The organism is Pseudomonas sp. BP11-1-1 (assembly GCF_052112105.1).
GTDB classification, from domain to species: Bacteria; Pseudomonadota; Gammaproteobacteria; order Pseudomonadales; family Pseudomonadaceae; genus Aquipseudomonas; species Aquipseudomonas alvandae.
Map to the genome: position 1 here is coordinate 520668 of NZ_JAUTYU010000004.1, position 15575 is coordinate 536242.

Genomic DNA, 15575 nt, shown 5'->3' on the forward strand with positions numbered 1-15575 from the left:
GAACGCGGGTCAACCCAGGTTCTGGCGGGCCTTGGCGCGCATTTTGTCAGCCATGGCGGTCATTTCGTCGTAGAGCGACTGTGGGTTCTTCTGCTTCATGGCCCAAGCAGCCCGCCCCTGTTCGTGGGGCAGGATCATGAACTGCCCTTCGGCGACCTGCAGGTAGATGTAATCGGCGATCTCAGCAGCCGTGATGGGCGAGCTTTCCAGCAATTTCCCGACCTGGGCCTTCATGGCCGGGGTCGGCCCGCGGAAAGAATCCAGCAAATTGGTCTGGAAGAATGACGGGCAGACCACGTGCACGCCGATTTCCTGCTGGGCCAGCTCAACCAACAGGCTTTCCGACAAGGCCACGACGCCGGCCTTGGCCACGTTGTAGTTGCTCATGGCGGGGCCTTGCATCAGCGCCGCCATGGAGGCGATGTTGATGATCTTGCCGCGACTTTTTTCCAGCAGCGGCAAGAACGCCTTGCAGCCCTTGACCACGCCCATCAGGTTGATTGCGATCTGCCAGTCCCAATCCTCCAGGGACAGTTCGCTGAAGAACCCGCCCGACGCCACGCCGGCGTTGTTGACGATAACGTCGATGCCGCCGAGCTTTTCCTCGCAGGCCTGGGCGAATGCCGTGAGTTGGCTGTAGTCACGGACATCGCAGCGTTGGACGAACCCGTCGCCGCCCGCTTCGCGCACCTGCCTGAGGGTTTCCTGGAGACCTGGCTCACTGACGTCCGACAAGGCCAGGCGCCAGCCTTCGCGGGCCCAGCGCAGCGCGATTTCGCGGCCCAGGCCTGAGCCGGCACCGGTGATCATCATGCGATTTTGCATAGGGAAACAGCCTTGTTGTTCCGGGAGAGATAGGCCGAGTGTAGCGAAGCCCCCCGCCCGACCCACGCTCCATCAGATTGCTGAATGGCGAGGGCAAACCATGGGAGGTCTTGAAGTCATGTCCTGGCGTGAGTCGCGACACCACGGCAATGCGCTATATCGAACGACAAAAAACTTTGAATTTTTTACAGGACGTTACGGTCGGACTTTATAAGCCGCCCGGATTTAACGCATGCGCGCTGGCAGTTGAAAGTTTTAATCACTGATGAACTGACCAATAAGGAAATCAACAATGGGCACTATTCTTATCATCATCCTGATCCTCCTGCTGATCGGTGGCCTGCCGGTCTTCCCGCACTCCAGAAGTTGGGGTTACGGCCCGTCCGGTATCATCGGCGTAGTCTTGGTGGTGCTGTTGATCCTGCTGTTACTTGGGAAGATATAAATCCCAAGCGCAAAAAAAGAGGCCTTCAAGGCCTCTTTTTTTATTCACTGGACTATCAGTCCGGCTTGCCGTCAACAACGCCGGCGGTGTTATCCAACAGGCTCTTGGTCGCGGTTTGCAAGAACGATTCAAGTTGGGTTTTCATCTCGCCAGTCTCCGGAGCATCCGGGATGATCTCTGCGTGTGGGTTGGCGCCCAGTTCATAGCGAAACATCTTCGGTGCCATTGCCTTTTCCTCTGGCAATACCAGGATCTTGTTGTCGTGGATCAGCGCGGTGGTCTGGTCGCTGCCCGACGGCTTGATCACACCAAATCCGCTGTCGCCTGGCGGCAGGTTCAACAAGTCGCGGCCCCAGCATTGGTTTCGCACTTCTCCGCCGAGCCGGCCCATGATGGTCGGGACGATATCGACTTGGGTGCCAACGGTGTGATTGCGCTGGCCAAATTTCTCCTGGACGCCTGGCCCGATCAGCAGCATCGGCACGTTGAAACGGCCCAGGTCCATCTCGGTGATCTGGCGCTCGTTGCCAAAGCCATGGTCGCCGACCACCACAAACAGGGTTTCCTTGAAATAAGGCTCCTTGCGCGCCTTCTCGAAGAACTGGCCCAGCGCCCAGTCGGAGTAACGCATGGCGGTCAAGTGTTCGTTCAGGCGCCCACGGTCAGTGACCGGTTCCACCGGCAACGGCGTCGGCAGTGCGTAGGGCGTGTGGTTGGACAGGGTTTGCAGCAAGGCATAGAACGGCTTGCCGTTTTCCCGGGCCTTGAGCTCGATCAGGCCACGGTCGAACATGTCCTGGTCGGAGACGCCCCAGGTCGGATCGGAGAACACCGGGTTGACGAAGTCGTTACGGCCGATGAACGTGGTCATGCCCTGGCTGCTGAAGAAGCCTGACTGGTTGTCCCAGGCAAAATCGCCGTTGTAGACATACACGTCGTCGTAATCGCGAGCGCTGAGCAATTGCGGCAGGCCCGACAGCTTGTGGCTGCCTTCCGGCGTCTGCATCAGGTATTCGAAACCTGGCAGGTTCGGGAAGCACGCCATGGTGGCGAACATGCCCTGGTGGGTGTGGGTGCCGTTGGAGAAGAAACGGTCGAACAGCAGGCCTTCCTTGGACAACTTGTCGAGGTAAGGCGTGATGTTGCCCGGCGCGCCCAAGGCGCCCACCGAGTGGCCGGCCATGCTTTCCATCAGGATCACGACCACGTTCTTGATCGGCAGCGTCTTGTCGGCCGGCGGCGTGTAGTCGCGGCGCACCGCGGCGGTCTCGGTGTCGACGAGTTTATCGTCGGGCAGCACCAGCATGTTGCGCACGGTCTGCTGCGCCAGCGGCTGCTCAAGGGTGGCTTTCCAGATGTTGTCACGGTCTTCGGACATCCGGCTCTTGGCCGCAGCCACCAGGGACAACGTTCCGTTGAGGCCCAACTGGTTGGCGAAATTCGAATCGGTGGTATAGACGTCGCCCCAACGCAGTGGAGGGCCTTGGCGCAGGGTGCCGCGAGCAGCGGCCACGGCCACCAGCAGGCAGACCATGAATACCGCGACACGGCCGTACCATGGAGCGATCTGGCGCGTGCCAATGCTGCCGCCGCTGAAAGGTCCACGCGGACGCGTGGCCCGGTCGGCGCCCTTGAATGCCAGGCTCAGGATGATAGTGCCGCCAGCCCAGGCCAGCAGATAGCGCACCACCGGGAAGCCGTACCAGAGCATGCTCATCACGGTTTTCGGGTCTTCCTTGACGTATTGGAAGACCAGGCCGTTGAGGCGTTGGTGGAACTCGCGATAGAAATCCATCTCCATCAAGCCCAGGAACAGCGCGATGCTGGAGGTGACGGTCAGCCAGAAACGAAAGAACCCACGTGCCGCCATGGCCCGCGCACTGAACAACGCCAGCAACAACGGAATGCAGAGATAGACGACCAGCCGAAGATCGAAACGCAGGCCGTTGACAAACGCTTCCACGAAGGTCGAGGCCGGCGTGTCGAGGATCATCTCGCGGTTGTAGACCAGCAACGCCACGCGCAGCAGGCTGAACATGATCATCATCACCAGGGCACAGAGCAGCGTGTAGGCCAGGTGCGATTTGACGGTCGGTTGCAGCAGGCGATGCGTGGTGCGCTGCTGACTCAGGGCGTCCGGGATTGCCATGTCGTTTGAGGACCTATTGAAGTGGGGTCAAAAGTAGGAATTACAGCGCGCCCTCTGTCGAGCCATTCAAGGCCGGGGCTTGCGCGAAAGCGCAGATCTTGCACGAACGGTCATGGCATTGCCATTAAATAACCGGGCAATAAAAGCGCGGAGGATTGTCCGCAAGGTTTTGTGAAAATTTCGTTCAATGAATGTTTCGCAACACAAAAGTGCCCACTCACCAGAGCCGAACACCGTTGTGGCGAGGGGATTTATCCCCGCTGGGCTGCGCAGCAGCCCCATGGATTTACCTGACACACCCAATTGCTTGAATGTTTGTTGGGGCCGCTGCGCGGCCCAGCGGGGATAAATCCCCTCGCCACAAAAGCATCTTGCGACAACTTTCAGGATTTCAGTCGTTGCTCGGCTTGTTGATCGCCTGCAAAACATACTGCGGCATGGCGAACGCGCCGATGTGAATCTCGGGGTTGTAGTAGCGCGTAACAATGCCGCTGCCGATGAACCGCTCGCGCAGGGTTTCACGGGACAGTTTGCGGTAGGCCGTGTCGGTCGAACCCCAGGCGAAGGTCATGGCGCCGCCGATGTAGGTCGGCACGGCGGCCTGGTAGAAATGCCAATCGGCGAACAGGCCACGCAGGCGCCCGGCGGTGGTCTGGACTTCGCCCAGTTGCATGAACGGCGTGCCGTTCTGGGTCACCAGGATCCCGCCCTCGTTCAGGCAACGGCGGCAGGCCTGGTAGAAGTTTTCCGAAAACAGCACCTCGCCCGGACCGATCGGGTCGGTGGAGTCGGAAATAATGACGTCGAATTTTTCCTCGGTGGTGGCGACGAAACGCATGCCGTCGTCGATCACCAGGTTCAGGCGCGGGTCGTCATAGGCACCCTTGGAGTGGTTGGGCAGGAACTCCTTGCACATGTCCACCACGGTGCCGTCGATTTCGACCATGGTGATGTGCTCGATGCCCGCATGCTTGGTCACTTCCCGCAGCATGCCGCCGTCGCCGCCACCGATGATCAATACACGCTTGGCCGCGCCATGGGCGAGGATGGGAACGTGAGTCAGCATCTCGTGATAGATGTATTCGTCGGCTTCGGTGGTCTGGATCACCCCATCCAAGGCCATGACCCGGCCCATGCGCGGGTTCTCGAAGATCACCAGGTGCTGGTGTTCGGTGCGCACTTCGTGCAGCAGCTTATCCATGCGAAAACGCTGGCCATAGCCTTCGTAGAGGGTTTCCAGGTAATCGCCGGTCGGGGTGGTCGTCATGGTCAAGTGCTCCAATCAATACGCGGTGGGCCAATGAGGCTCGCAAAGGCGCGCATTCTACGACGCTGGGGATGACAGGTCGAACCTCAACTGTCTGGACGGCACAATGCGGCCTTTGTGGCGAGGGAGCTTGCTCCCGCTGGGTGGCGAAGCCGCCCCAATTAACTGGATAGGCCCGGCAGAAATACCGAAGGAAAAACTTAGGGCTACTTCGTAGCCCAGCGGGAGCAAGCTCCCTCGCCACGGGGGCTTTAGTGAAACTTCTGCCCCAGCCCCGCTGGCACGCCTTCGATTGTGGTGTCTTCCCACGGCCCGTTCGGGCTGACGGAGCGGCTCCAGCCGTTGTTCCAGCGGTAATAGGTGCGTTGGCGGTAGAACGTATTGGTCTGGTTATCCAGCACATAGACCCCGAGCTTGGCATCCCAGTGGCTGTTGCCGCCCGGCGGCGGGGCGAAACTGGCGGAGGTGCGCGGCAGCGGCTTGGCCGGTTTGTTCGGCGTCACCGGTTTGCCCGGCGCGGTCGAAGGAACGGGCTTGGTGGTCGGTGTCGAGGGCGGGATGGGTGGCAACGGCGCCGAAGGCTCGGTCGGGCGCTGGACCGCACAAGCGCTCAGGCCCAGGACGAGCGTGAGCAGGGTGATACGAGCGATGGCGGTCATGGGGCGTGTTCCTGTCATTGGTCCGGAGTGTCGATGGTCAATTGTTGCGGCGCGGTGGTGCTGCTCGCCAAGGGCTGGCTGCGACCGATCCACTCACCGGCGGTTGGCTGGCCGGCTCGAGAGATGCGTGCCACCAGTTGGACTTCCGGGAAGTTCGACAGTTTCAGCTGCGGCATCATTGCGTCCGCGTCCCCCAGCTCGACGCTGGCCGGCAGGTCGGCGACAGTCAGGCGCTTGGCTGCCAGCGGTGCCGGCGGACCGGAAACGGCGCGGGCAAAAATGAACACGCTGTCGCCCGGCTGCACCTTGGTCTTGAGCGCCGGAGCCAGGTCGACACGAACCTTGAGCAGCGCAGCGGTCTTGGCTGCCGGCGCCTGGGCGACCTTGCCCCCACTGTCCTGGAGCTTCTCGGTGGCGCGGGCGATACCACCTTGCAACGCTTCACGGGATTTATCGCCTTCAGGCAATTGCGCCAGCAGGCGTCCCCAGTAATCGATCGCGTCCTGATAGCGCTCGCCTTCGAACGCAGCGATGCCCAACAGCCCCAGGCTGGTGACTTCCTTCGGATCGAGCTTCAGCGCCTCGTCGGTCAATGCCTGGACCTTGTCCGACCATTTCTTGCCATCAGCGAAGTATTGCGCCTGGGCCCATTGCCCCAGCAGCTCCGGTTGGCGACCCGCGACCGCCACGGTGCGTTCGAAGATTTTCGCCGCGTCCGCCGGCCGGTCCTGGGCCATGTAGGTCCTGCCAAGGAAATACAGGCCCTCGGCAGAGTCCGGCTGCGCCGCCACCGCACGCTCCAGGCGCAAGGTCATCTCTTCCATCGACTGTGGCGCTTGGGCGAATTCACGGGTCAGCTCAACTTTGTCGCTGGCACCGAAATGCAGGTACAACGCCAGACCCAGCACCGGCACCAGCACGGCGGCGAGCAGCGGCAACGGCTTGCCCAGGCGCGATTCACGTTGCGCATCGGCACCCTCGGTGTCCGCCAGCAGTTCACGGGCGGCCTCGGCGCGACCGGTGTCCAGTTGGGCCGCATTGAGCACGCCCTCCTCCCGCTCGGCCTGCAATTCGGCAACCCGCTCTTGATACAGCGCCACGTTCAGCGCGGTGCGGTCTTCTTCCAATTGGGCACGACGGCCGCGTAACACGGGGATCAACAGGAAACTCAGGGCAACCAGGAGAAGCAGACCTGCGGCGAGCCAGAAATCAATCATGCTTGGTTTTATCCAACAGTTGGTCGAGGCGCTGGCGCTCTTCGACAGAAAGCGTGTCCGGGGTGGCACTGCGCTGCACCCGGCGGCGGCGCACAATCACCGCGATCACCACGAAACCACCCAGCAGCAGCCCGGCGGGGCCGAACCAGAGCAGCGCGGTCTTGGAGGAAAGGGCCGGGTTGTAGCGCACGAACTCACCGTAGCGATCCACCATGAAATCGATGATCTGCTGGTTGTCCTTGCCCTCGCCGAGCATACGGAAGATTTCCTTGCGCAAGTCCGCCGCGATCGGCGCGTTGGAGTCGGCGATGTCCTGGTTCTGGCACTTGGGGCAGCGCAGTTCCTTGGTCAGGTCGCGAAACCGCTCGCGCTCGGCGTCGTTGGCGAATTCATAAGTATCGATGGCGGCGTGGGCCACGCCCGCCAGGCTCAAGCCGAGGACGGCAGCGGCTAACCAACGCTTCATGGCTTGGCCTCATCCACCAGGGACTGGTACTTGGCGGCCAGTTTCTCGCGCCAGACCTGCTCGTCGATCACACCGACGAACTTGTCGCGAATGATGCCCTTGGCGTCGATGAAAAAGGTTTCTGGCGCACCGTATACACCCAGGTTCAGGCCCAAGGTGCCTTCTTCGTCGCGGATGTCCAGCTGATACGGGTTGTGGAACTCGGCCAGCCACTTCAAGGCGTCGGCATTGACGTCCTTGTAGTTGACGCCGTAGATCACCACGCCGTTCTGCGCGAGCTTGTTCAGCACCGGATGCTCGACCCGGCAGGAAATGCACCAGGTGCCCCATACGTTGACCAAGGCCGGCTTGCCCAGCAGGTCGGCGCGGGTCAGGGTCTTGTCGCCTTGCACCGACGGCAGGGAGAACTCCGGGAACGGCTTGCCGATCATCGCCGAAGGCAGCTCCGACGGGTTCAGGAACAGCCCCCGATAAAGGAACACCGCAACGAGCAGGAACAGCGCCAGCGGCACTACCATCAACCAACGTTTCATGCAGTGGCTCCTGTTGCACCCAGGGCTTCACGCACCCGGGTCTTCACTTTGACGCGATAACGCCGATCCAGCGCCGCCAGAACTCCGCCCAGCCCGGTCAGCAGGCCGCCGAACCAGATCCAGCGCACGAACGGCTTGACGTGGACGCGCACCGCCCAGGCGCCGTCGCCCAGGGATTCGCCCAGCGCCACATACAGGTCGCGGGTGAAGCCGGCATCAATGCCAGCTTCGGTCATCACCGAGTTCTGCACGGTATAGAGGCGTTTCTCCGGATGCAGCACGGTGATTTCCTCACCTTTGCGAAGCACTCGCACGGTGCCTTTGTCCGAGGTGAAGTTAGGGCCTTCGAAATGCTTGGCGCCCTCGAAGACGAACTGGTAGCCGCCCAGGTCCATGGACTCGCCCGGCGCCAGGCGCAGGTCACGCTCGGCACTGTTCTGGCTGGACAGCACCACGCCCAGGGCGCAAACGGCGATGCCCAGGTGAGCGAGCTGCATGCCCCAATAACTGCGCGTCAGGGTTGGCAGGCCCTTGATCAGGCCTTTATGGCGGGTCTTGTCGAAGATGTCTCGAACGCCGGCCAGCAACACCCAGGCCGCCAGCACGAAGGTCGCCAGCACGGCCCAGTTGAAGTCGCCGTAGGCGATGCCAGCCACCACGGCCAGGGCAGCCGTGCCCAACAGCACCGGCGTGAGCATGCCCATCAGCCATTTGACCGGCGTGTCCTTCCAGCGCACCAGTACACCGACCGCCATCACCGCCATCAGGATCGCCATCAGCGGAATGAACAGGGCGTTGAAGTACGGTGGGCCGACCGACAGCTTGGCGCCGGACAGCGCGTCGAGCACCAACGGATACAGGGTGCCCAGCAGGATCATCGACGCGGCCACCACCAGCACCAGGTTGTTGCCCAGCAGCAGGGTTTCCCGGGACCAGAGGTTGAAGCCGACCTGGCTCTTGACCACGGGCGCACGCAGGGCGAACAGCGTCAGCGAACCGCCGACCACGAACAACAGGAACATCAGGATGAACACGCCACGCTCGGGGTCGGAGGCAAAGGCATGCACCGAGGTCAACACGCCGGAGCGCACCAGGAACGTCCCCAGCAGGCTGAGGGAGAACGCTGCGATAGCCAGCAACACCGTCCAACTCTTGAACACGCCGCGTTTTTCCGTGACCGCCAGTGAGTGAATCAGCGCCGTGCCGACGAGCCATGGCATGAAGGAAGCGTTTTCCACCGGGTCCCAGAACCACCAGCCACCCCAGCCGAGTTCGTAATAGGCCCACCACGAACCGAGGGTGATGCCGATGCCGAGAAAGGCCCAGGCGACGATGGTCCAAGGGCGCGACCAGCGCGCCCACGCGGCGTCGAGGCGACCACCGAGCAACGCGGCAATGGCAAAGGCGAACGCCACGGAAAAGCCGACGTAGCCCATGTAGAGCATCGGCGGATGGACGATCAGGCCGATGTCCTGCAGGAGCGGGTTAAGGTCCCGGCCATCCATCGGCACTTGCGGCAGGATCCGCTCGAAGGGGTTGGACGTGACGATCAGGAACAGCAGGAAACCGGTGCTGATCAGGCCCATCACCGCCAATACCCGGGCCAGCATCACCTGGGGCAACTGCCGGGAGAACACCGACACCGCGAAGGTCCAGCCGGCGAGGATCAATGCCCAGAGCAGCAGCGAACCTTCGTGGGCGCCCCACACCGCGCTGAACTTGTAGTACCAGGGCAAGGCGCTGTTGGAGTTGCTGGCGACGTATTCCACGGAAAAATCGTCAGTCATGAAGGCGTAGGTCAGGCAGCCGAAGGCGAACAGCATGAACGCGAACTGCCCCCATGCCGCTGGCTGGGCCAGGCTCATCCACAGGCGATCGCCACGCCAGGCACCGAGCAACGGCACCACGGCCTGGACCAGGGAAAAACACAGCGCCAGGATCATGGCCAGATGGCCCAGCTCGGGGATAAAAATGCCGGTGGTCATCGATCAACCCTCCTTAACGGGCGCGGGCGCCGATTGGCCGCTGTCTTTCAAGGCCTTGGTCACTTCCGGCGGCATGTATTTCTCGTCGTGCTTGGCCAGCACTTCATCGGCCACCACCACGCCGTCGGCGTTGAGCTTGCCCAGGGCAACGATGCCCTGCCCTTCGCGGAACAGGTCCGGGAGGATGCCGCGATAGGTGATGGTCACGGTCTTGTTGAAGTCGGTGACGTTGAACGTCACGTCCAGCGAATCGCCGGAGCGCACCAGCGAGCCCTTTTCCACCATGCCGCCGGCGCGGATGCGTGTGTCCTTCGGCGCTTCGCCATTGGCGATCTGGGTCGGGGTATAGAACAGGTTGATGTTCTGCTGCAGGGCACTGAGGGCCAGGCCGACCGCGGCGCCGACGCCGACCAGGATCGCCAGGATGATGACAAGACGTTTTTTGCGCAGCGGATTCACTGACCGTTCTCCCGGCGCAGACGACGCGCCTCTTGTTGCAGATACCGCTTGCGGGCCAGGATCGGCGCCGCCACGTTGAGGGCCAGCACCGCCAGGCAAATGCCGTAGGCCGACCAGACATACAGGCCGTGATGGCCCATGGCGAGGAAATCGCCGAATGACGCAAAACTCATCGAGCGGCCTCCAGGCTGTTCTGTACTTCAGCTTTCACCCAACTGGCTCGGGACTCGCGCTTGAGCACTTCCAGGCGCATGCGCAGCAGCAACACCGCGCCGAAGAAGCAGTAGAAACCCAGCGCGGTCAGCAGCAGCGGCAGCCACATCTCCACCGGCATCGCCGGTTTCTCAGTCAGGGTGAACGTCGCGCCCTGGTGCAGGGTGTTCCACCACTCCACCGAATACTTGATGATCGGGATATTGATGACCCCGACAATCGCCAGCACCGCGCAGGCCTTGGCGGCGCTGTCACGATTGCTGATGGCGTTGCCCAGCGCAATAAGACCGAAGTACAGGAACAGCAGGATCAGCATCGACGTCAGTCGCGCATCCCAGACCCACCACGAACCCCAGGTCGGCTTGCCCCAGATGGCCCCGGTGACCAGTGCCACGGCGGTCATCCAGGCGCCGATGGGCGCGGCGCATTGCAGGGCCACGTCGGCCAGTTTCATTTTCCACACCAGCCCGACCACACCGCAGACCGCCAGCATCACGTAGATCGACTGGGCCAGCATCGCCGTCGGAACATGGATATAGATGATGCGGAAGCTGTTGCCTTGCTGGTAGTCCGGCGGTGCGAAGGCCAGGCCCCAGACCACGCCGATGCCGATCAGCAACAGGGCGGCGACGCTCAACCAGGGCAGCATCCTGCCGCTGATGCCGTAGAACCACTTGGGTGAGCCGAGCTTGTGAAACCAGGTCCAGTTCATTGCTGTTTCCATCACGGTTGCGGCTCGCATCGCGAACCGCCGGGTCGGCCTTTACCTTCCTAGGAAGTGGTCAATTCTTGACCAGGCCTCGTTATTATTCGCCGACGCTGATCTTCAGGCCAGCGGCTATTGCAAAGGGTGTCAGGGTTATCGCCAGGGCGGTCAGGCTCCCAAGCCACAGCAGATACCCGGTCGCCGGCATGCCTTGCAGTGCGGCTTGCAAAGCGCCGCTGCCAAGGATCAAGACCGGTATGTACAACGGCAGGATCAGCAAGGCCAGCAACAAGCCACCACGCTTGAGCCCGACCGTCAGCGCCGCGCCCACCGCGCCGAGCAGGCTCAGCACCGGTGTGCCCAACAACAGCGAAAACAACAGCACCGGCATGCAGGCGGCGGGCAAACCCAGCATCATCGCCAGCAACGGCGAGAGCAGCACCAGCGCCAGCCCGGAAAAAACCCAGTGTGCCAGTACCTTGGCCAAAACCAGAAGGGCCAGGGGGTGCGACGAAAGGACCCACTGTTCCAGGGAACCGTCTTCGAAATCACTGCGGAAAAGCCCGTCCAGCGAGAGCAGCACCGACAAAAGCGCCGCCACCCAGACCAGTCCCGGCGACAAGGTTTGCAACAATTGAGTCTCCGGGCCGACCGCCAGCGGAAACAACGCGATCACGATGGCGAAGAACACCAACGGGTTGGCCAGTTCGGCCGGACGACGGAACAATAGGCGCGCTTCACGGGCAAGCAACAGGCGAAAGACACTCATACCGCCCAGTTCCCCAGGTCAATGCTGCGATAACCGGAGGGCATCCGGGCCAAGGTGTGATGGGTGGTCAGCAGCACCATGCCGCCGTTCTCGCAGTGCCGGGCGAGGTGTTCTTCAAGCTGCGCCACGCCTTGCTTGTCCAGTGCGGTGAACGGCTCGTCGAGGATCCACAGCGGCGGGCTGTCCAGATACAACCGCGCCAGGGCCACGCGGCGCTGCTGGCCAGCCGACAAGGTGTGGCTCGGCACGTCCTCGAAACCTTTCAATCCTACCGCCGCCAACGCCTGCCAGATCGCCTCGCGCTCGGCCGGACGATGCAGCGCGCAGAGCCAACTGAGGTTTTCTTCGGGGGTCAGCAGATCCTTGATGCCGGCGGCATGGCCGATCCACAACAGATTGCGCGCCAGCTCGCTGCGCTGGCTATGCAACGGTTGGCCGTTGAGCAGGATCTCGCCGGCAGTGGGCTGCATCAACCCGGCCAGCAGGCGCAGCAGACTGGTCTTGCCACTGCCGTTGGGGCCACTGATCTGCACCATATCGCCACGCGAGAGTCTCAATTCGAGATTTTCGAAGAGCAGCCGCAAGTCTCGCTCACAGGCGAGGCCGACGGTTTGCAGGAGAGGACTGGTCAAGGGATCGCGGGCCTTATACGGTTCAAGTCGGCCATGCAGCGGCCGTTAAAGTAGTGCAGCATAGATGCATTGATGGCCTGTTCCACAGAGCTGCGTCAAACAATTGCAAGGTTTTTGCCACTCTCCGGAAGGCGGGCGGCATTATACATGTGAAGCCCCCTCTGGGCTGATTCCAAGGTAAGACCGCTAATGACAGGCGACATGAACATCCCGCCACTGCCCCAGGTCACGGCAACGACGCGAATGCCCGCGGTGACGGGCGAATTGCTCAAGTTGCTGGCACCCGCCGAAGGGCTGATCGGCCCTGGCCAGACGGCCCAGGCCGAGGTGCTGTCGCTCAAGCAGGCGGACCAGGCGTTTCAGTTGCTGCTCAAGGTCACGCTGGAAAGCGGTCGCCAAGCGACCGTACAGGCCACCAGCACCCAGCCATTGCCCCAGGGCACCAGCCTGGCCGTGACCCAGCCGTCCGCCAGCAACCTGGCGATCACCGTGCAGCAGGCCCTCGCCACCAGTGTCGCCACCCTCACCCGAATCGACACCGCGCAGTTGCCCGTGGGCACCTTGTTGCAAGGCAAGGTGCTGACCAGCCAGGCCTTGCCGCAACTGCCGGGGCAACCGGCGGTGTATCGCTCGCTGGTGAGCCTGCTCAACACCGCCCAGGCCGGCAGTACCCTGGACATTGACAGTCCACAGCCGCTGCGGATCGGCATGCTGTTGAGTGCGCAAGTGCAAGACGCGCAGACGTTGAAATTCGTGCCCTTGAGCAATCGCCAGGAACAACTGGCGGTGAGCCAGCAACTGGTGACGCAGGTAAGCCGCCAGGGTTCGCTGGACAGCTTGCTCGCCGCCCTGCAGAACCTTCCCGCCAGTGACGAAACCGGCCCCGAGCTGCGCGCCGCCGTGACGCGCCTATTGGCCGGTCTTCCGGATGTACAACAACTGAGCACCCCCAAGGGACTGGCCCAAGCGATGATCGCCAGCGGCGCGTTCCTTGAAAGCAAACTCCTGGCCGGACAGCCGCCAAGCCTGGCGCCGGACCTCAAGGGCGACCTGCTGAAACTGATCGCCCAGTTGACACCCGCCCTGCCCGCCTCCACCAACCTCTCTGCCATCATCGCCGCCAACACACTGGCCCAGGCCCTGCCCAGCTTTGTCCGCAGCGCCCTGGGGATGCTCGGCCAAGTGAGCGCCAAGCCACAACCCACCAGTTTTCCGCTGCCCTCGCGGCTGTTGAAGGGACAAGACGAAGAAGGCGACCTGGAGCACCTGCTGCGCCTGGCAGCCGCCGCCGTTTCACGCCTGCAAAGCCATCAATTGTCGAGCCTGGAGCAAACCGGGCTGACCGATGACGGTCGGCTGATGAGTACGTGGCAATTGGAAATTCCGATGCGCAACCTGCAGGACATCGTGCCGCTGCAGGTCAAGTTCCAGCGTGAGGAAACCGCCGCCCGGGAACAGCCGGACGAACGCCGCGAACAACCCGAGCCGAAACAGCAACTGTGGCGGGTCGAATTGGCATTCGACATGGAACCGCTGGGGCCGCTGCAGATTCAGGCCCAGTTGCTCAGTGGCAGCCTGTCCAGCCAGTTGTGGGCAGAACGGCCGTACACCGCCAGCCTGATCGAACGGAACCTGACCGCATTGCGTGAACGCCTGGTGACGTGCGGGTTGAACGTCGGCGACCTCGATTGCCACCTCGGCACCCCGCCCCAGGGCCCCAAGACTCGGCTGGAACAACGCTGGGTGGACGAAACCGCATGAACACAGAACCCCGCCAGGCCATCGCCCTCAAGTACGACGGCCACCACGCCCCAACCCTCACCGCCAAGGGCGACGAAGCCCTGGCCGAGGAAATCCTGCGCATCGCCCGGGAAAGCGAAGTACCTATTTATGAGAATGCCGAGTTGGTGAAACTGCTGGCGCGCATGGAGCTGGGGGACAGCATCCCGGAAGAGTTGTACCGCACGATTGCCGAGATCATCGCGTTTGCGTGGAATCTCAAGGGCAAGTTTCCGCAGGGGTTTGATCCGCATGCGCAGAGTGTGGAGAAAGATGTGACGGAACGTGGGGATGATTACTAGTCGCTGAAGGCACTATCCCGTGGCGAGGGAGCTTGCTCCCGCTCGGCTGCGCAGCAGTCGTAAAAAGCTTGGGGTCGCTGCGCAACCCAGCGGGAGCAAGCTCCCTCGCCACAGGTGGCTTGGCTGGGATGATCGATGCACCCGCCAGAAAAACCTGTGGGAGCGAGCCTGCTCGCGAAGGCGGACTCACATTCAACATCTCTATTGACTGTCACACCGCTATCGCGAGCAAGCTCGCTCCCACATTGGTCTTGGGTGATAGCTAAAGATCAGCCGCCCTTGTGCAACTTGCTCATCAATTCCGCCTCGGCCTGGGTCAGGCCGCAGGCCTGGGTCAGTTCGTCGATGCTGGCGCCCATGCCGACCAGTCGGGCGGCTTGGGCAAAGGACAGGCTGGAGGGGTCGCGCTGTTCCAGTTGCGCCAGTTTGTCCGGCAACGGCGCGACCACGGCACGCAGCTCATGGAGCGCTTCGCCCATGCGCACGGTGCCGTTCTGATAGTCGTCGACACGCTTGGCCAGGTCCTTGATGCGCTGGTCGCGCAGCGCATCACCCTGGGCCTGTTGAGCGGCGATATCCCGCTGGCCACGTATGTAGGACAAAAACATCGCCAGCGTGCCTGCCCAGAAAAGGAACAGGACAATGACTGCTACCTCAAGAATCAAATCAGATACTCTCCAGTTCCGACCACTCTTCTTCGCTCATCATTTTTTCCAGTTCGACCAGGATCAGCAACTCATTGTTCTTGTTGCAGACGCCCTGGATGAACTTCGCCGATTCTTCGTTACCGACGTTAGGCGCGGTTTCGATTTCCGACTGACGCAAGTAAACCACTTCGGCCACGCTATCGACCAGGATACCGACCACTTGCTTGTCGGCCTCGATGATTACGATACGGGTGTTGTCGTTGACCTCGGTGGAATTCAAGCCGAAACGCTGGCGGGTGTCGATGACGGTCACGACGTTACCGCGCAGGTTGATGATGCCCAGCACGTAGCTTGGCGCACCCGGAACCGGGGCGATCTCGGTGTAGCGCAGCACTTCCTGCACGCGCATGACGTTGATGCCGTAGGTTTCGTTATCGAGCTTGAACGTCACCCATTGCAAGATCGGATCTTCGGAACCCTTGAGAGACGACGCCTTATCATTCATACCCTGACCCCTCGAAA

Annotated in this window: 18 protein-coding genes; 3 read left to right on the plus strand and 15 right to left on the minus strand. The window is 62.0% G+C overall.

Annotated features, from left to right (window positions below; translation table 11 throughout):
• Nucleotides 1–9 precede the first annotated feature (9 nt).
• Nucleotides 10–825 carry an SDR family oxidoreductase gene (locus tag Q7C33_RS11965; protein ID WP_030141045.1) on the minus strand — a complete coding sequence of 272 codons (816 nt, stop codon included), beginning with the start codon at nt 823–825 and terminating at the stop codon, nt 10–12.
• 292 nt (nt 826–1117) lie between these two features.
• Here Q7C33_RS11965 and Q7C33_RS11970 point away from each other — a divergent pair, with 292 nt between their 5' ends.
• On the plus strand, nt 1118–1270 hold the full coding sequence (locus Q7C33_RS11970) for a DUF3309 family protein (RefSeq protein ID WP_018606531.1): 153 nt from the start codon (nt 1118–1120) through the stop codon (nt 1268–1270).
• 55 nt (nt 1271–1325) lie between these two features.
• On the opposite strand, the gene Q7C33_RS11975 is transcribed toward Q7C33_RS11970, so the two are convergent.
• The 12 genes from Q7C33_RS11975 to ccmA all read right to left on the minus strand — a co-directional run bounded on the left by Q7C33_RS11975 (nt 1326) and on the right by ccmA (nt 12325).
• On the minus strand, nt 1326–3419 hold the full coding sequence (locus Q7C33_RS11975) for an LTA synthase family protein (RefSeq protein ID WP_407683442.1): 2094 nt from the start codon (nt 3417–3419) through the stop codon (nt 1326–1328).
• A 391-nt stretch (nt 3420–3810) separates the two neighbouring features.
• Nucleotides 3811–4686 (minus strand): polyamine aminopropyltransferase, encoded by an 876-nt coding sequence (speE, locus tag Q7C33_RS11980; RefSeq protein ID WP_030141047.1) that lies wholly within the window; start codon nt 4684–4686, stop codon nt 3811–3813.
• Nucleotides 4687–4937: 251 nt separating this feature from the next.
• Nucleotides 4938–5345: a hypothetical protein gene (locus Q7C33_RS11985; RefSeq protein WP_323155828.1), complete on the minus strand. Its 408-nt coding sequence runs from the start codon at nt 5343–5345 to the stop codon at nt 4938–4940.
• A gap of 14 nt (nt 5346–5359) precedes the next feature.
• Nucleotides 5360–6562 carry a c-type cytochrome biogenesis protein CcmI gene (gene ccmI / locus Q7C33_RS11990; RefSeq protein WP_407683443.1) on the minus strand — a complete coding sequence of 401 codons (1203 nt, stop codon included), beginning with the start codon at nt 6560–6562 and terminating at the stop codon, nt 5360–5362.
• Entirely contained in the window at nt 6555–7028 is a 474-nt protein-coding gene (locus Q7C33_RS11995; RefSeq protein WP_030141050.1) for a cytochrome c-type biogenesis protein, read from the minus strand. Before Q7C33_RS11995 ends, ccmI begins: the two co-directional genes overlap by 8 nt.
• The gene (locus Q7C33_RS12000) at nt 7025–7561 is read right to left on the minus strand and encodes a DsbE family thiol:disulfide interchange protein (protein WP_030141051.1); all 537 of its coding nucleotides are present in this window, start codon (nt 7559–7561) and stop codon (nt 7025–7027) included. Before Q7C33_RS12000 ends, Q7C33_RS11995 begins: the two co-directional genes overlap by 4 nt.
• Nucleotides 7558–9546, minus strand: coding sequence for a heme lyase CcmF/NrfE family subunit (locus Q7C33_RS12005; RefSeq protein WP_407683444.1), 1989 nt, complete (start codon nt 9544–9546; stop codon nt 7558–7560). Before Q7C33_RS12005 ends, Q7C33_RS12000 begins: the two co-directional genes overlap by 4 nt.
• Before the next feature lie 3 nt (nt 9547–9549).
• Nucleotides 9550–10005 (minus strand): cytochrome c maturation protein CcmE, encoded by a 456-nt coding sequence (ccmE, locus tag Q7C33_RS12010; RefSeq protein WP_407683445.1) that lies wholly within the window; start codon nt 10003–10005, stop codon nt 9550–9552.
• Nucleotides 10002–10178, minus strand: coding sequence for a heme exporter protein CcmD (gene ccmD / locus Q7C33_RS12015; RefSeq protein WP_007939192.1), 177 nt, complete (start codon nt 10176–10178; stop codon nt 10002–10004). Before ccmD ends, ccmE begins: the two co-directional genes overlap by 4 nt.
• Nucleotides 10175–10930 (minus strand): heme ABC transporter permease, encoded by a 756-nt coding sequence (locus tag Q7C33_RS12020; RefSeq protein WP_030141054.1) that lies wholly within the window; start codon nt 10928–10930, stop codon nt 10175–10177. Before Q7C33_RS12020 ends, ccmD begins: the two co-directional genes overlap by 4 nt.
• A 94-nt stretch (nt 10931–11024) precedes the next feature.
• Complete coding sequence (ccmB, locus tag Q7C33_RS12025; protein ID WP_407683446.1) at nt 11025–11693, minus strand: heme exporter protein CcmB; 669 nt, start codon at nt 11691–11693, stop codon at nt 11025–11027.
• The gene (gene ccmA, locus Q7C33_RS12030) at nt 11690–12325 is read right to left on the minus strand and encodes a cytochrome c biogenesis heme-transporting ATPase CcmA (protein WP_198797732.1); all 636 of its coding nucleotides are present in this window, start codon (nt 12323–12325) and stop codon (nt 11690–11692) included. Before ccmA ends, ccmB begins: the two co-directional genes overlap by 4 nt.
• A gap of 189 nt (nt 12326–12514) precedes the next feature.
• Between ccmA and fliK the strand changes: the two genes are divergently transcribed.
• Entirely contained in the window at nt 12515–14086 is a 1572-nt protein-coding gene (gene fliK, locus Q7C33_RS12035; protein WP_334598085.1) for a flagellar hook-length control protein FliK, read from the plus strand.
• Nucleotides 14083–14406: an EscU/YscU/HrcU family type III secretion system export apparatus switch protein gene (locus Q7C33_RS12040; RefSeq protein WP_030141058.1), complete on the plus strand. Its 324-nt coding sequence runs from the start codon at nt 14083–14085 to the stop codon at nt 14404–14406. Before fliK ends, Q7C33_RS12040 begins: the two co-directional genes overlap by 4 nt.
• Before the next feature lie 269 nt (nt 14407–14675).
• Here Q7C33_RS12040 and Q7C33_RS12045 read toward each other — a convergent pair whose 3' ends face one another.
• Nucleotides 14676–15071, minus strand: a complete 396-nt coding sequence (locus Q7C33_RS12045; RefSeq protein ID WP_030141059.1) for a DUF2802 domain-containing protein — start codon at nt 15069–15071, stop codon at nt 14676–14678.
• A gap of 1 nt (nt 15072) precedes the next feature.
• Nucleotides 15073–15558: a chemotaxis protein CheW gene (locus Q7C33_RS12050; RefSeq protein WP_024778681.1), complete on the minus strand. Its 486-nt coding sequence runs from the start codon at nt 15556–15558 to the stop codon at nt 15073–15075.
• Nucleotides 15559–15575 lie beyond the last annotated feature (17 nt).

Bases quoted from the DNA above. Each gene is read 5' to 3' on its own strand.
- Q7C33_RS11965 (WP_030141045.1), bottom strand. From the start codon at position 825: ATGCAAAATCGCATGATGATCACCGGTGCCGGCTCAGGCCTGGGCCGC.
- Q7C33_RS11970 (WP_018606531.1), top strand. From the start codon at position 1,118: ATGGGCACTATTCTTATCATCATCCTGATCCTCCTGCTGATCGGTGGC.
- Q7C33_RS11975 (WP_407683442.1), bottom strand. From the start codon at position 3,419: ATGGCAATCCCGGACGCCCTGAGTCAGCAGCGCACCACGCATCGCCTG.
- speE (WP_030141047.1), bottom strand. From the start codon at position 4,686: ATGACGACCACCCCGACCGGCGATTACCTGGAAACCCTCTACGAAGGC.
- Q7C33_RS11985 (WP_323155828.1), bottom strand. From the start codon at position 5,345: ATGACCGCCATCGCTCGTATCACCCTGCTCACGCTCGTCCTGGGCCTG.
- ccmI (WP_407683443.1), bottom strand. From the start codon at position 6,562: ATGATTGATTTCTGGCTCGCCGCAGGTCTGCTTCTCCTGGTTGCCCTG.
- Q7C33_RS11995 (WP_030141050.1), bottom strand. From the start codon at position 7,028: ATGAAGCGTTGGTTAGCCGCTGCCGTCCTCGGCTTGAGCCTGGCGGGC.
- Q7C33_RS12000 (WP_030141051.1), bottom strand. From the start codon at position 7,561: ATGAAACGTTGGTTGATGGTAGTGCCGCTGGCGCTGTTCCTGCTCGTT.
- Q7C33_RS12005 (WP_407683444.1), bottom strand. From the start codon at position 9,546: ATGACCACCGGCATTTTTATCCCCGAGCTGGGCCATCTGGCCATGATC.
- ccmD (WP_007939192.1), bottom strand. From the start codon at position 10,178: ATGAGTTTTGCGTCATTCGGCGATTTCCTCGCCATGGGCCATCACGGC.
- Q7C33_RS12020 (WP_030141054.1), bottom strand. From the start codon at position 10,930: ATGAACTGGACCTGGTTTCACAAGCTCGGCTCACCCAAGTGGTTCTAC.
- ccmB (WP_407683446.1), bottom strand. From the start codon at position 11,693: ATGAGTGTCTTTCGCCTGTTGCTTGCCCGTGAAGCGCGCCTATTGTTC.
- fliK (WP_334598085.1), top strand. From the start codon at position 12,515: ATGACAGGCGACATGAACATCCCGCCACTGCCCCAGGTCACGGCAACG.
- Q7C33_RS12040 (WP_030141058.1), top strand. From the start codon at position 14,083: ATGAACACAGAACCCCGCCAGGCCATCGCCCTCAAGTACGACGGCCAC.
- Q7C33_RS12050 (WP_024778681.1), bottom strand. From the start codon at position 15,558: ATGAATGATAAGGCGTCGTCTCTCAAGGGTTCCGAAGATCCGATCTTG.